Origin of the sequence: Patulibacter sp. NPDC049589 (assembly GCF_040675535.1) — a bacterium.
GTDB lineage: Bacteria > Actinomycetota > Thermoleophilia > Solirubrobacterales > Solirubrobacteraceae > Patulibacter.
The window spans coordinates 1-15,473 of record NZ_JBFAPC010000135.1; the positions used below are offsets into that span (position 1 = coordinate 1).

Consider the following 15,473-nt stretch of genomic DNA (forward strand, 5'->3'; position numbering starts at 1 on the left):
AAGAAGACCCACGGTCTCGATGATCATCGCGGTGGCCCGCCCTTCGGGCGGCCCCGCGCTCATCACCGAGCTACACCACTTCTACCGACTTGACCGTATCGAGAAGGAAGAGCTGGTCGTGGTGCATCCAGACCTTCGTGACACGGCGCCTATAGCGCTTGCCGCTGTGAGGGTCGATCGCGATCACGAGGTCACCGACCTGGACGTCCCGGATCGGCTTCAGAGAGCCGTCAGCCATCGTCACCAGCGTGTCCCCACCGAAGCTATGGCACGGAATAACGCCGGCCACACCACGTGCGGCGGTCCCTGCTGCGCTGGCCTCGCCCGCAGCTCGTTCGGCGAGCAGCGCCGCCTGGGCACCTTCGGAGCTGCCTCCGCTAAGGAAGATCCCCACAGCCTGAACGCCACCGTAGAACACGCACTCCGTGACACCCTTGTTGTCGCAGATGTGCAGCAGCGCACCCGGAATACCCAAGACGTTGTTGACAACGCCCGACGCACGGCGCGTCAGATCGTCGAAGTGGCCTTGGGTGTTCTCGGGGTCGAATCCGAGAGCGAGGATGTCCCAACCGATGTGACCTGTGGTCGATGCAAGCGCCGCCGTGCCCTTCACCGTGTCGACGACCGCGTCCTTCGTGCCGTTGAACGCTCCTTCGACCTGATTCTCGAGGCCTCCGGCGAACCGGAAGAGCGCGGATCCGGAGGGCTTCGCTGCAGGAATCGGAACGGGAGCGCGCAGGGCCTCGATAGACGCCGCTGCGGCGGGATTGGACGAGCTCGTTGTCGTCGGAGACGTTCCCGACCCGCCGTTGCCTCCGGAGTTCGAGTTGCTGTTGGTTCCGGAGTTCGAGCCTCCCTGGTTCCCACTGGGGCTGGGGTTTCCATCAGGGGCTGCCGGCGGGGCGACCTCGTTGGGGTCATCCGGGTTCGCGATCGCTCCGGACGGCCCGCAGGGGGTCTTGGACTTGGTCTGGAAGCTGATGACCTGGACGCCACCCGAGCAGTCCGGGGTCTGGTGTCCGTCGAACTCGTTGCGGGTCGCGGGGTTGCCGCCGACGAAGCCGTAGCGCGAGGCGGTCAACGGGTCGGCGGCGAGCGTGATGTCGGCTCGCGGGTCCGCGAAGCGGTCCTCCTGAAGGAACTGGTTGAGGCCAGGGCGGTAGATCCGGGCCTGCTCGTCGTAGTTGCCGGTCGCCTGGTCGCGGTAGAAGCCCTGGAACCGGAACGGGTTCGCGCGGGCGTCGGGCGTCAGGTGGTTCTCGTTCGGGTCGACCGCGTTGCCGTACGGGTCCGTGTCGTAGTAGTCGGCTTGCGGGTTCGTCGGATCGGAGGTCGTGCCCACGCGGCCGGTGGTCGGGTCCTCGAGGCCTACGACGGAGCCCTGCGCGTCGGTCTCGTAGGCGCGCCACTGCGGCGTCGCGGCCGAGGTTGTTGCGCGCAACCGTCCGAGGCGCCGGCCGGCGGCGGTGTACTCGTAGCTCTGGGCGCCCCCGCCTGAGGTGTCTTCGCGGCTCAGGAGCGGCGTCGTGCCAACGTAGGTGTAGTTCAGCGTGGCGTAGCTGCCGGTCTTCGTCGGGTCCACGGTGCAAGCGGCCCGTGCTTGGGCCAGCGCCGCGTCGCCGTCCGTGGAACCGGGGTCGTTGTTGACCGGCAGGCCGGTGACGCGACGGTCCCGGCGGTCCAAGGCGTCGTAGCAATAGGCCTCGGAGTTGCTGGGCGGTGTTCCCGCGTCGCTGCCCGTCGCGGCATTGTGGGTCACGGACTGTGCAGCGGTCAGCCGGTCGAACGTGTCGTACGTGAACCGCGCCTCGGTGCCGAAGCCCGTCTCGTTGCACTCCGCGCTGACCGTGTCTTCCTTGCGGCGAGTCTTGATGAGCGCGCCGAAGGTGTCGTAGTCCTCGCAGTCGGTCTGTGTCTTCGTCGAGGGGGTCGTTCCGGCCCCGGAGGCGGTGATGGTGCGTCGCTGGCGCAGCAGTTCGGAGCCGCGGTAGTCGCCGTTTTGCGTGCTGTCGGTTGTCAGCGTCGTCAGGGCGTCCTGGCTTGTGCCGGCCGGCCGGGTCGTGATGCTCTGGACCGACTTTCGAACTCTTCCTTCGCCGTCGACGGTGTAGTCGATCGTCTCCGCCGGATCACGGTCGCTGGCGGACGCACTGGGGTCGCGTCGGCTGCGGACCCATTTCGTGAGCTGATCGCGGGCGTTGTACTGGTCGGTTCCGCGTTCGTCCTGGGTCCGGTTGCTGTCGACGTCGTAGGTGTACGTCTGCGCATCGCGTGCGCTCCCGGTAGCGGGCGTTACGGCGCGTTGAACGACTCGGCCCTGTGTGTCGTATGCGCGTTCCTCGACGGTGCGGTGGCCGGGAGAGACCTCCGGCTTGGCGATCTGGCGCTGATCACCGGAGGGCCAATACCGCAGGTCGGTGACCCGGGGGGCGGGGGAGCTCTGTGGGTTGCCGGATCCGGTCATCGAGGTCGCGGTCGACTTGATGTTGCGGCCCAGTTCGTCGTAGACGTAGTCGTTCTTGGTGCCGCCGGTGATCGATCCGTCGCTCTGAAGCTGGCCGTCGGTGGTGACGGACGACACGAGGTTGTCGCCGGTCTGAAACGCGTAGGCGGTGTCCTTGCCGGTCGCCGCGTTCTGGTTGACGTTGAGCTGACGTCCGGCCTTGTCGTTGACGATCTGGGTCTTCTGACGACCGAGGTTGTCGTTGTTCGGGTCGTCCGCGTCGGTCTCCTCGCACAGCGGGCCCGGGTCGTCGGCGGGGTCGTTGTGCATCCAGTCGACGACGGTGCTGAGGTCGCCGGCGCGGTCGTAGCGGTAGCTATAGACCTGCTCCCGCCGGGGTTGCGGGGAGCTGTCGATGAATCGCAGGCCGCACTTCGCACGCAGCGCACCGGATGGGAAGAACGTCTGCTTGAACCGGCGGTAGCGGCCGGGGGTGGTGGCGAAGGTCTGGTTGCCCTGACCGTCGTAGCGGTACTCGAACGGGTTGGTCGCGTCGCCGAACGTGCCGTCGTCGGTGCGGTCGTGCTGCTCGGTCCGACTCGGCCACCCGGCCAGGTCGTACTGAATCGTCGTGTCGTGCGTCGGGTTGCCGGCACCGGCGCCGTCGTCGTAGATGCCGGTGATGCGGCGGACGAGGCCTCGAGCGGTGTAGTCGTAGTGCGCGCGCCAGCGCCTGTGGTTGCTCGCGGCCGGCGTGCCGTCGTCGTCGTCCCACGGGAGGTCGCGGTCCGTCAGGAGACCATCGTCGTCGTACTCGCGGACCTCCGCGTTGCGTGTCGCGGTCGATTGCGCTGGGTCACCGGTCGTGACGTCATCGGTGTGCGCGTCGGAGGTGGCCATGCCCTTGGGCGTGACGGTGCGGCGCAGCCAGCCGTTGCCGTCGTACTCCGTCGCCGTCGAGGACACGGAGCTCCCGGACCCGACGGTGGTGACGTATGGCAGGTCGCGGCCGTCGTAGGAGGTGCTCGTGATCCGGCGGTTCTCGGGTCCCCCGGCGGTGTTCCCGGACCCGGGCGCGTCGACCTTCGTGACGTCGCCGTCTCGGTCGTAGGTCGTGTAGGTGTGGAGCGTCTGCGGGGAAGCGCCGTTGTCGGTCACGTTCTGGAACTGGTCGACCGTGCGGCCGGCACCGTCGCGGACGTAGTGCACGGCGTAGTCGCTCTTCGTGTGCCCCGAGACGAAGGCGCCGGGCTTGTATTCGGTCGTGACCTGGCCGTCGGCGTCGTATTCGTCGTCGGTGCGTGCGCCGGAGGCGTCGACGGTGGAGTCGGGGCGGTCGGAGAGGTCGTAGTGCGTGCGCACGAAACCGGTGGTGGCCGATCCGACCTGGTCGGCCGGGTCGTCCTCGCGGGGGGTGTGCTGCTCGAGGACGTTGTCGTTGCGGTCGTAGACCTGCGTCGTGGTCGGACGGGGGCAGGCCGCCTCAGTGCCCGTGCAACTCGGTGGGGTCGTCGTAGTGGACAGCCGGTCGAAGTCGTCGCGGTGGTAGACCGTGTTCTGGGCGTGCCCGTCGGTCTGGGCAGCGATGTTGCCGTCCTGGTCGTACTGCCAACGCAGCGTGATCTCGCCGACGGTCGGCGGTGTCGCGGTCGGGTCGTCCTGCGGGACGTGCCGAGTCTTCAGCCGGTCCAGCGCGTCATAGTCGAACGATTGAGTGATCGTTGCAGCCGAAGCCGGCGGATCGGGCTGGACGTCCTTGAGGCTCTGGACTTGGGTGAGGTTCAAGTCGTCGTCGTAGCCGAGCGTCGTTTTGCCGGCGGCGGGCAGCACGCTGGTGAGCTGCTGGGGCGTTGTGGATCCGAAGCTCCCGCCGGTCCCGGTCGACGGCAGTGCGGCGTCTCCGATCTGGCCGGCCTTCGGGTCGCTGTCGGTGCGTTCACGGACCTGCCCGGAGTCGGGGTCGTAGATCCACCAGCTGGGTCGGTCGGTCTTCTGGAGCTCGCCTCCGTCCAGGAACTCGTTGTGGATCGTCTTGCCGCGCGCGTCGGTGACGGTGATCGGGTCACCGACGTTGTTGATGACGTAGTCGACGTGCCAGTTCTGGCCGTACTGGCCGTTCTGGCGCGGCAGGGCGCGGGAGCGCAGCTGTCCCGTGTTCCAGTACGTCGCTCGGCTGACGAAGCCGCTCGCACCGGTGCTGTCGTTTCCGCGCGGACCGGTGACCTGGTACGGCTTGCCGTCGAGGCGCCGGTCGTACGTCGTGTCGGAGGTGTCTCCCGGGTTGTCGGGGTCGGGGTTGGCCTGGTCGTAGGCGAACGGGTCCTTCTCGCGCTGAAGGCTCCCGAAGTCGTCGTAGACGTAACTGGTGACGCGCTTGGCCGGCGAGACGACCTTGGTGAGCTTGTCGCTCGCCCCGCCGTTCTCGCCGTACGTGTAGGCGGTGGTGCGGTTCAGCAGGCTGCTCTGTGGCGTGCCCAGCTCGGTGGGGTTCTCGATCGACGTCGTCAGGCGGTCGAAGGCGTCGTAGACGTAGCGATGGCGCTCGCTCGGCTTTCCGGCCGCGTTGCCCGCAGCTTCTGCTGGGGTGGCGTCGAGGTTGCGGTTGGCGTCGGTGTCACCGATGACGTTTCCCCGGGCGTCGTAGGCCTGGGATGTCGTTGTCTTCTGGTATTTCGGACGGTCGTGTCCCTGATCGTCCTTGCCGGCAGCGACCGGCGTCGCGGCTTCCCTGGTTTGGACGACGGGCTCGTCGAATGCGTCGTAGGTGTAGCTCGTGCGGTGCGCGGCGTTGGCGAGGCTGCCGCCGGCCGGATCCGATCGCGTGCTCAGGTTGTCGACGGCGTCGTACCCGTACCGGGTGACCTCCGCCGCAGCTTCGGCCTCGGCGGGCGCGCTGTCTGAGCTGGCGTTGTTGTGGTCGGCGACGAGCGGCGTGCTCTCGGTGGAGACCTGATCGGTCGGGGTGTAGAGGGTTGTGGCGATCTCCCCGTTGGGGCTCAGCGTTGCAGTGATGTTGCCGTTGAGGTCGTACTTCGTCGCGGAGACGCGGAAGCGGTCGCTCGTACCGGACGGGGCAGAAGAGAGCTTGGGGCTGGCCACTGCAACTCGGCGGTCGAGCGCGTCGTAGGTGAACCGTGTGAAGTACGCGGCGCCAGTTGTTCGCGCCGTCGCCTGGACGCCCTTCACCGTTGTCGTCGGGTCCGGCGCGGTCGCGGCGACCTGTTCGTCGGGGCTCGTTGTCGGCGTACCGGTGGCTCGGGGGTCACCGGACGCGACGAGGTTGCCGACGGCGTCGAAGGCCGAGGTCGACGGCTTGTTTCGCGCGTCGACGTGGCTCGTCGGGTTGCCGTTGCCGTCGAAGGCCGAGAAATCGTCCTTGGTGACGGTGCAGGTGGTTGCGTCGTCGCTGCAGTACTTCTTGACCCCAGCAGTGTCGCTCGACGCGATCGTCGTGCCTTCGTCGTCGTTGAAGTGCGAGTCGGGCTTGGCGCGGTGGTCGTTCCAGATCTCTGTGGCGTGGCTGGTGACCAAGCCGTGGGGGGTCGTAGGTGAACGACTCGACGCCCGCACCGTCGGGATGGATCTTCAGCGCGTCGCCCCGGTTCGGGTTGGCGGTGCCGTAGTCGTAGGTCGTCGCCTTGCCGCGGTAGTCGACAGCCTTCTGCAGGTCGTAGACCATGGTGTCGCCGTCACCGGCCGCGGCGCTCTTCTGTGTTCCGCCGCTCTTGAGGTACGTCCAGGTCTGCGTGCGCGAGAGGCCGCTGGTCGAGCCCTCCGCTCCTGCGTGCTGGGTCAGCGAGTTGAGTTCTCCGAGGGCGCCCCACGAGTAGTCGGTGGTGACAGCGGTGGTGCTGCTGGCCGCACCGATCGTCGAGTACTGCAGGGTGTTGTCGTCGGTCCAACCCTGGAGCGTCTTTCGCATGCCACTGGGGTTGGGGATGCCGCCGGGAACCGTCGTGGCGTTGTCGGACTCCGTCATCCGGCCGCGGGCGTCGGTCTTGACGTGGTCTTGGATGCCGCGGGCGTCGGTGATCGTTGTGTCGCCGATGCCGGTAGGCGTGGTGCTGAATGCGTACGTTGTGGTGCGGGTGCGGCCGGGGCCCGACTGGTTCGCCACGGATCCGCGGTCCGCGACCGACGCTACGGGCTTGACCTGGGCGTTGATGCCGAGCCCCGAGAGGAGCGTCCCGAGTCCCAGCGGGTCGTTCGTCGTGTTGTACGTGACGAATGTCGTGTTCTGATTGGGGTCGCGGACCGACGTCAGGTACGTCGAGTCGCCGTCGTATCCCAGCGCGAAGTCGGGCTGCTGCGTTGCGGGGCCGTTGGAGTCCTCGGTGATGTGATCGAGGCGTCCTGCGGTGTCGTAGTGCAGATGCGTGTCGCGGGGTGCGGTGCTCCCCCCGACAGCGACGCGCTTGCGGTCGAGGACGTCGACCAGGCGGTCCTTGTCGTCGTACTTGAGCTCCCAACGGCGGTCGGCCGCCGCCGTCCCGGGCGAGGGGATCGCAAGGCCCGCGGGATTCAGGCCGGCCGAGTCGGTGACGTACTGAACGCGAGTGCCACACCCGATCGTGAAGCCGCACACCGGGTTGTTGTTGCTGGCTTGGTAGTCGAAGTGGATCTGGTTGTCGTGGCGGTCGACGATCTGGGTCGCGTAACCCTGCCGGTTGAAGTAGAAGGTCGTGCCGTCAGGGCGGGTCGCAGCCCAGAACCTCTCGTTCCCGGCTGCCGTCGACGCGTCGTAGCGCCGCAAGGTGAGGTGGACGCCCTTCGGGGCGTCGAACCGCAGCTGGCCTGCCGGGGCGCTCGCGTTCTTCGTGAAGAGGTGCTCGGTGCCGGTGCCGTCGGTGAGTCCGATCTGCTGCGTAAGCGACGCGTCCGCAGTCGGGTCAAGCCCGAGGTTGCCGGGCCCGCGGATCTCGAGCGGTTCGTTCAGGCGGGTCAGCCCGGCCATCTGGACGCTGAACCCGCGGCCCGCGACCCCGTACCCGAGGAGACCGGTGTTGCCACCGCCCAGTAGGTTCGGAAGTAGGCCCGAGGGTTCGTAGCTGTTGTAGGTCAGACGTAGGAAGCTGTTGAGACCGATGCCCGGGTTCTGGACGGGCGTGACGGTCCAGACGGCGTTGCCATTGGAGAGATTCGTTCGCAGCGCACTGCCAGCGCCGGTGTCGGTCGAGTCATAGCTCCACCAGTTCTGCAGCCCCAGACCGCTGACGGGCTTGCGGCCGAGGTCGATGCCGGCGCCGGGGTCAACCGGCGGGTTCTTCGGATCGTGGACCACCGTGAAGCTGAACAGCCCGTCGGCGTGGTGGTTGGACCCCGTGAGCTGGTCGTCTGCGGAGACCGCGACGGTGTGGATGCCGTTGCTGAGCGTCGTCGCGGAGATCTGCACGTCGAAGCTGGACGGGCAGCTGCCGTTGGAGCAGGTCGGCTGCGTGACCGAGACGCTCTGACCGTCGACCTTCGCCGAGACGGCCTTCACCCCGGAGTACGTGTCCGTGGTCGTGACCTTGATCGTCTTCGTGGCGGATGCGTCCGTGCTGTCGGGACGCACGACATTGCCGACGTTCGGTGCCGTGATCTTGGGGGCGGAGCGGTCGACGTTGACCGTCACGGGGAGACGCGGCGCGAGCCCCCCGGTGTTCTGCAGGTCAGCGCCGTCGGTTCCGACCAGATAGTAAGTCGTCGATCCCTCGCCCAGCGCGGGCAGGGTGAACGTCACGCTCGAGTTGCCGTTGGCGGCGGTGGTATCGAACGGGCAGACCTCCGGCCCGGAGACCTTGCACGTGAATGACCGCCCCACAATCTCGCTGCCGCCGGCGTTCTGCAGCGCCAGACGCTGCACGCCCATGCCGTTGTCGGTGGCGCTGACCGGGATCGGCGGAACCGTGTCGACCCAGCCGGTCGGCGGCGTCGCGGTCACCTTCGGCGGCAACGGGTCCGCAGCGTACGCCTGGTACCAGCCAACGCCGATGGCCGCTGCGGGATGGTCGTACTGGAAGAAGTACTGATTGGTCGGGTTGGTGAGCCCGAACCCGATGGAGTTGTCGTTCGGGGCGTTGGAGGCCGATGACAGGTCGAACGTGCCGCCGTTGGTGCCCGATGGGACTGTCGTCGCGCCGGTCGTGCCGCCGTCCTGATTGCCGAAGCCAACTTGCCCGATCGGGTAGTTGTAGTAGTGGTAATACTGCGTCGGAACGAACGCGTAGATCACGTTGCCGGCCACGAACCGCGTCCAGTGAGCGTGCTCGACCGAGATGCGGCGCCCGTACCCGTACTGCGGATCGCCGTAGTTGGGGTTGCCGGGCGCGAACTTCGACCACGCGGCGGTGGCACCCTGCATGTAGGTCGTCGGTGGTGCGTAGATCCCGAGTTGGCCCGGCTGGCCCTGAGTCGGGTTGACGTACGAGAACGGCATCGGCGTGTTCGGCGTGTTTTGCGCGATCCACCCGGCGTAATCCTGCTGTCCGCTGCTGAAGTACTGCTGGTAGAAGAGCGGATCGACGGTCACCGGGTAGGCAACGGTTCCTTCGGAGTGATCGACGGAGTAGACGATCACGTTGCCGTCGACGCGGGTCTCCAGCGGAACGCCCTGACCGTCGGCATCAATGGCCGTTGCTGGCGTGACCTGCGCCACTGGTCGATCGTCGTCATCGACGACGCTCAGGTCGCCGGTGGGCCCCGTTGCGATGCGTTGCCCCGACGGTAGATCGAGGGGGACCCGCAGGTCGTGTGCAGCCTTCGGCGAGCGCAGCGACCAGCCGACACCCAGGCCGGTGGGCAACGACCGCACGATCATGTCGGTGTCCGTGTCGATGTTGGGGTACGTCACCGACTCGCCCGATACCTCACCCTCGGCGGTGCTCTCAGCGGGGGCCAACCGCAGGTTCATCCCCCCTTCGAATCGAACGACACCACCGGCGAGTTTCGGTAGCGAGACCTCGTCCACGGGGCGCGTCATCTCGAACCGTTCCCCGGCCGCCTTCCAGTCCAGGTTCGCGATCCGGTACGCGACACCCTCGCCGCTCTTCGAGTTCGTGCTGACCGGGGACGCAACCGGCATGCTCGAGATCATCACCTGACTGCCCTTGCCGCCGGGTCCCGGAACGCGGACCGCGGAGTCTCCAAGGACCTCGCGGATGTCCTTCTGGGCCGGGATCAGTCGGTGCGAGAGGGTGAGGTCCGGGGCGCTTCCCCTGACGTTCCGACGGACCGTTGCTGCGGTGACCCGCCCGCGGTGCGCCCGCGCACTCGGGGCGAGCGTCGCCGGGCTGCGATCAGGTCGCTTCCGGTCGCGTTCAGGCCGCGCCTTCTCCGCGTCCTTCGCCAAGGACTCACCGAACGCGCCGACGACCTTGCGCTCGCCCGGCGAGGCTGCCAAGGCGGACGGCACCGCATGCGGGACGGTCGACCGACCCGACCCGGTCTGGCGTTGCCCGGCAGCGCCTTGCGAGACGGCGACGCTGCCGCCTACGCCGGCCACGGCGGCGAGCAGCATCAAGAAGAACCAGCGGAGGCGGCGCATGGGCGCTCCAGAACAGGGGGACGGGACACACAGCAGCGATGCACCAGCCAACCTAAACGTTGCCTCATGACGGCGCCCGTGCCCGTTCGTCGAGTCCGGTCCTCGACGAATAATCCATGTGTCGCGAGGTCGAATCGATCTATCGCGCGCGATGTGAAGAGTACGTCCACTCGCGGCGCAGGCGAGCGATGTCGCCAATCCACTGGTCGGGCGGATCGCCACTCATACTCGGCCTTCCCCCGAACTGTTTCGACCGTGCGAACCCAGAGTTCGCAAACCTCACCTCAGCGGGACCTGGGCCTCGTGACGCCGCGAAGTGCTGCTCGTGCCGAACCCGTTGTTCGCATCGGCGAGAGCCGCGCCTTCCGCCTCCTGGTGCACCTGCTCGAGCCGGCGCTCCTCACCCCCGCGCCGCCCGCCGCGCCGCCCGCCGCGCCGCCACCCGGTCCCGGACCGCCAGCAGCGCGACCGCCGCCAGGATCGCCAGGAACGGGTCGACCGGGATCCGGTAGCGCGGCGGACCGAGCAGCGGGACGACGCCCAGGAAGAGCACGACCGGGACGAGCCACAGCCACAGCGGGCCCCGGTCCCGGCCGCGGCGGACGAGCAGGACCGCGCCGGCGATCGCCGCGGCGAGGAGCACGAGGAAGGCCGCGACCGACGGGCCCCAGGTCCACCGCGGCATGCCCATCTCGCGGAACGAGCCGCCGCTCGCGCGCTCGGTGGCGGTCGTGAGGTGCAGCAGCTGGCGCGCGTGGATCACCGTGGCGGAGACGACGAACCCCGGGTGGTCCCAGGCGAAGCGCAGCGCCCGGTCGCGGAGGTCGGCGTCGACGGCCGCCTCGTCCGTCCCCGGGCGATGGAAGACGACCTGCAGGCTCGGGACGTCCATCGGCACGCGCCAGGCCGCCCGGTACGGCCCGGGCTGCGCGGACTCCGGGTTGTAGGCGCCGGCGAGCGTGAAGCCCGACTGCGTCCCCAGCGGCGAGAACGACCCGAACACCGCGGCGTTGCGCACCGTCCACGGCGCCAGCGCGAGCGCGAGCCCCACGAGCAGCACGACCGGGTCCGACCACCGGCGCCGCGGCAGCCACGCGGCCGCGAGCAGGGGCAGGACCGCGATCGCCCCGTTGGTCCGGGTCAGGACCGCGAGGCCGAGCAGCACCCCGGCCGCCGCGACCCACCGCGCGTGCGGCGCGTCGCGGTGGCGGACCGCCGCCCACACCGCGCCGAGCAGCAGCGGCACGAAGAGCGACTCGGCGGTCAGCCCGCCGCCGACCCAGACCAGGCTCGGCAGGACCGCGGCGATCCCCGCCGACCACAGCGCGAGCCGCGCGTCCCAGACGCGCCGCACGATGCCCCAGAGCAGCGCCACCGCGACCGTCCCGAGCACGCCGCCGACGAGGCGGGCGACCTGCCAGTGCACGCCGAGGACGTCGTAGACCCCCGCCAGGAGGTACGGATAGCCGGGAGGCCGGAGCGCCGCGGCGCCCGTCGGGTCGGCGAAGGTCGACGGCGGGTACGTGCCGAAGTGCTGGAGGAACCGGGCGATCCGGTCGTAGTCGGCGGGGTCGCCGAAGGGCGCGTAGCCCGGGGTCGCGACCACGATCGCCGCGCGGATCGCCAGCGCGACGGCCAGGACCACCCAGAGCGGACCGTGCACCCGCAGCGGCCTGCGGTCGACGAGGGAACGGTGGGTGATGCCCGTCACGTACCCCGGACGCTACCCGGGCGCACCCGGCCCTCGCGGCGCGCCGTCGCCGGCCGCCCGTCCTGCCCCCGGGCCCGGCCGCGGGACCCCGAGTCACAGGACCCCGCGATCCGGCGGCCGGCCCGCCGCCGGCTACTTCGGCCCGACGTAGTGCAGGTACAGGCCGCCGCCGGTGCAGGTGAAGGCGAGGTAGTTGTAGCGGCTGCTCACGGTCACGTCCGCGACGGTGCCCTGGCCCGCCGGGCAGGCGCCCTGCGGGATGTCGTAGCCGCCGCGGCGGTGGGTGGCGTCGAGCAGGCTGACCTCGAGGCACGCGTGGTCGCGGTTGCCGAAGACGACGGCGCTGCCGCCGACGTTGACCGCCACCGAGGACCCCGTGGAGGTGCCCATGCGCTGGATGTTGCGCTTCTTGCCGTCGAGGGCCGCGCGGAACGCGCCGTTGCCGGTCTGGAAGGCGATCGCGCGGACGAAGCCCAGGCGCTGGCGGGAGTCCGGGACGCCGCCGTCGGCGACCGGGTTGGTCCCGCGGACGACGCCCTTGACGCCGCCCTTCAGGTTCACCACGTAGATGTAGCCGCTGCGCTCGTACGCGGCCTGGGCGCCGTTGAGCGTCGTGGTCACGTTGCGGATGCCGGGCGCGAGCACGAGGCGGTGGACGCGGCCCTCGTCCTCGACGTAGAGGCCGCGGTCGGTGGCGACGTAGACGACCTTCGAGTCGCCCGAGATCGCGACGCTCGCCGCCGCGCCGGGGACCTTGACGCGGCGCGTGCTGCCGCCGCGGGTGCCGGTCACGAACGCGCTGGTGCCCGTCGGGTTGCCACCGGCGGCGAGGTTCGTCGCGGTGGACAGGAACGCGACCTTGCGCGGGCCCTTCGGCCGGTCGTTGCGGCCGGTGTAGCCCGAGATCGACGGCGAGAACGAGTCGCCGTCGGCGGGCGCGCCGCCGAGGCCGTCGGAGAGCAGGCGCGTCGGCCCGACCTTCCAGTTGTTCGCCAGGCGGGTCATCTTGCCGGTGCGCTGCACCGCGTAGACGTTGCGGCGGCCGGGCGTGACGATGCCGGCGGTGCTGGTCGTCGTCGAGACGTAGGCGACGAAGCGGTTGCGGCGGCTGTCGCGCGAGAAGACCGGCTCCGACGCCACCCCGTCGGGCACCGCGTGCGCCGGGGTCCGGCCGAGCAGGCGCTGCTTGGCGAAGAGGTTGCGGCCGCTGGCGTAGTGCTTCGCGCACCGGCCGGCCTTCAGGGCCCGTGGTGTGGCCTGGTCGCCGGCGCTCGCGGGACCGTCGGCCGCGGCCGAGATCCCGAGCGGGACCAGCGTGGAGCCGACCCCCACCGCGACGGCGACCGTCGCGAGGCGCCGGCGGGCCGGAGGGGAGCTGATGGGGACACGCACGCGTCGCATGGTCCTTCCCTTCGGCCGAGGTCGCGAAGATCCACACCCCGCCCGGCCCGGATCGACCAGATGTCCACGACGCTCGACATCTCGCGGATGAGCGCGGCGGATCCCGGCGGGCCGACGGGCCCCCGCCCCTTCCGTGACCGCCGAGGCGCCACCTCGGCGCGACCGCGCCACGAACGAGACCCGCATCTCGACACCGGCGGACCACTGAGCGCCCCGTCTCACACGGCCCGCATCACATGTGGGGTACAACCAGTATTCCTCCCCCGCAGGGACACCCCGACCGGAGACCTGCATGAGTCCTCGCTTCACCACGAACATCGCGCTCGCGACGCTGGGCGGCCTGCTGCTGACCGCGTCGCTGGCGTTCGGCGTCCAGAACGCGTCCTGGATCGCCCTCGGCGTCGGCGCCGCCGCCTTCGCCGTCGCGGCCGTCGGCTTCCCCGCCCTCGACCGCGGCGCGCCACAGCGCCGCGTCGACGCGGTCGTCGCCCTGATCGGTGCCTGGACGGTCGTCGAGTCCCGCGTCTTCGACGACAGCCTGCTCCGCTGGGTCTCGTTCGGCTCCGGCGCCGCGTTCTGCGTCCTCGCCGCCTTCGGCCTGCTGCTCCACGAGCGCGAGCGGGAGCGCCGGATCGCCGCGCTGTCCGCGACCGCGGACCCGCGTGCCGACCAGCACCGCAACGGCACGGGCGCCCGCTCGGCCGTCCCCGCCCCGGGAGTCGCCGCATGAGCTCCGTCACCGCCCCCGCGCCGCCGGACCGCCACCACAGCACCGGCTGGCAGATCCGCGGCTTCCTCGCCGACAGCTACTGGTCGGCCGCCGTCCTCGTCGTCCTGGCGCTGGTCCCGTACCTCGTGCTCTCCACGACCGTCGGCGCCGTCGGCGCGTCGGTCGGCCGCGACGTCGGCCTCGGCGAGCAGGCGATGTCCCTGACCAACGGGATGAGCAACGCCGCCTACGCGGTCGGCGCCGTCGTCGCGCTCCAGCTGACCGTGCACCTGCGCGGTCGGCGACTGCTCGTCGGCTACGCCGCGACCTTCGTCATCGGCTCGGTCCTCGCGGCTTGGGCCCCGACGTCCGGCCTCTTCGTGGCCGGCCGCATCCTGCAGGGCGCGACGACCGGCCTGATGCTGATCGCCGCCGTCCCGCCGCTGGTCATCGGCTGGCCCCCCAAGCGCCTGACGTCGACGGCGATCGTCATGAACATGGGCATCTTCGGCGCGGTCGCGCTGGGCCCGGTCATCGGCGGCGCCGTGGCCGGCGCGGGCGAGCACGCCTGGCGCCCGCTGTTCTGGCTCGTCACGGCCTTCGGCACCGGCGCGTTCCTGCTGACGCTCCTGACGTTCCACGACCAGGACCCGTCCAACCCGAACGCCCCGTGGGCGCCGGGCGCGCTGCTGCTCGCCGGCGCCGGCTGCGGCGCGACGTTCTTCGGCTCGGCCGAGCTGACGTCCCACCCGCTCGTCAGCACCTGGGTGCTCCTCCCGCTGCTGCTCGGCATCTCGCTGATCGTCGCGCTGGTGCTCCAGCAGTACCACGCCAAGCGCCCGCTGATGCCGGTCCGGCAGCTGTCCAGCACGTTCCCGGTCGTCGGCATCATCGTCGCGATCACGGCCGGCGCGTCGTCGGTCGCGGTGATCGAGCTGACGCAGGGCGCGCTCCTGGCCAAGGGCACCGACCCGGGCCACGTCGGCACGCTGTTCTGGCCGCAGTTCGTCGGCGCCGTCCTGGCCGCCGGCCTGTTCGGGATCCTCTTCCACACCAAGTGGACGAAGGTCATCGCGCTGTCCGGTCTCGTCTGCATCGCCGGCGCGGCCGCGATCCTGACCGGCGTCGGCAACGGCGGCGAGGGTCTCGTCTGGGTCGGCTCGGGCCTCCTGGGCTTCGGCGTCGGCGCGTCCGTCGCGCCCGCCCTGTTCATCGCCGGCTTCTCGCTGCCGTCCAACAACGTGCCGCAGATCTTCGCCCTGATCGAGCTCCTGCGCGCGGTCGCCGCGTTCAGCGTCGCGCCGATCCTGGCGCACGTCGCGCTCACCGTCGGCGACACCCCGGCGGCGGGCACCAGCACGGCGATCTGGATCTGCCTCGGCATCGCCGCGGCGGGCGCGTTCGTCGCGGTCTACCTGTTCGTCCTGGCGCGCGCGAAGCCGCACCACCCGAACATCGACCGTTGGCTCAGCGGCGAGGAGCCGGCGTTCGACTCCCCCGCCCTGGCGGCCGCGATCCGCGGGCTGCCGAGCGACCCGCACGGCCACTCGGACTACCCGGGCTCGGCGCGCGAGGGCGCCCCGCGCGCCGTGGTCGGCGCCGGGGACTGAGGGCACGGGGGGCCGGGGGCGGCCGGCCGCCGCACCGCGGGCCGGCCCCCCGCCCCCCGGGGGCGGGCGCCGGC

6 protein-coding genes are annotated in these 15,473 nt (G+C 70.3%); 2 read left to right on the forward strand and 4 right to left on the reverse strand.

Annotated features, from left to right (window positions below):
- Positions 1–70: 70 nt before the first annotated feature.
- From AB0L40_RS20740 to AB0L40_RS20755, 4 genes are all read right to left on the reverse strand, one after another.
- Positions 71–3,343 carry an RHS repeat-associated core domain-containing protein gene (locus AB0L40_RS20740; protein WP_364359024.1) on the reverse strand — a complete coding sequence of 1,091 codons (3,273 nt, stop codon included), beginning with the start codon at positions 3,341–3,343 and terminating at the stop codon, positions 71–73.
- A 2,362-nt stretch (positions 3,344–5,705) separates the two neighbouring features.
- Positions 5,706–9,968 carry a hypothetical protein gene (locus AB0L40_RS20745; protein ID WP_364359009.1) on the reverse strand — a complete coding sequence of 1,421 codons (4,263 nt, stop codon included), beginning with the start codon at positions 9,966–9,968 and terminating at the stop codon, positions 5,706–5,708.
- A gap of 400 nt (positions 9,969–10,368) precedes the next feature.
- Positions 10,369–11,679 (reverse strand): glycosyltransferase family 39 protein, encoded by a 1,311-nt coding sequence (locus AB0L40_RS20750; protein WP_364359012.1) that lies wholly within the window; start codon positions 11,677–11,679, stop codon positions 10,369–10,371.
- Between the two features lie 132 nt (positions 11,680–11,811).
- The gene (locus AB0L40_RS20755; RefSeq protein WP_364359015.1) at positions 11,812–13,071 is read right to left on the reverse strand and encodes a hypothetical protein; all 1,260 of its coding nucleotides are present in this window, start codon (positions 13,069–13,071) and stop codon (positions 11,812–11,814) included.
- 301 nt (positions 13,072–13,372) lie between these two features.
- Between AB0L40_RS20755 and AB0L40_RS20760 the strand changes: the two genes are divergently transcribed.
- Entirely contained in the window at positions 13,373–13,810 is a 438-nt protein-coding gene (locus AB0L40_RS20760; protein ID WP_364359018.1) for a hypothetical protein, read from the forward strand.
- Positions 13,807–15,399: an MFS transporter gene (locus AB0L40_RS20765; protein WP_364359021.1), complete on the forward strand. Its 1,593-nt coding sequence runs from the start codon at positions 13,807–13,809 to the stop codon at positions 15,397–15,399. Before AB0L40_RS20760 ends, AB0L40_RS20765 begins: the two co-directional genes overlap by 4 nt.
- The last annotated feature ends 74 nt before the right edge of the window (positions 15,400–15,473 follow it).

What these genes read in the sequence shown, in the direction of transcription:
- AB0L40_RS20740 (WP_364359024.1), bottom strand. Translation starts at nt 3,343, where the DNA reads ATGGCCACCTCCGACGCGCACACCGATGACGTCACGACCGGTGACCCA.
- AB0L40_RS20745 (WP_364359009.1), bottom strand. Translation starts at nt 9,968, where the DNA reads ATGCGCCGCCTCCGCTGGTTCTTCTTGATGCTGCTCGCCGCCGTGGCC.
- AB0L40_RS20760 (WP_364359018.1), top strand. Translation starts at nt 13,373, where the DNA reads ATGAGTCCTCGCTTCACCACGAACATCGCGCTCGCGACGCTGGGCGGC.
- AB0L40_RS20765 (WP_364359021.1), top strand. Translation starts at nt 13,807, where the DNA reads ATGAGCTCCGTCACCGCCCCCGCGCCGCCGGACCGCCACCACAGCACC.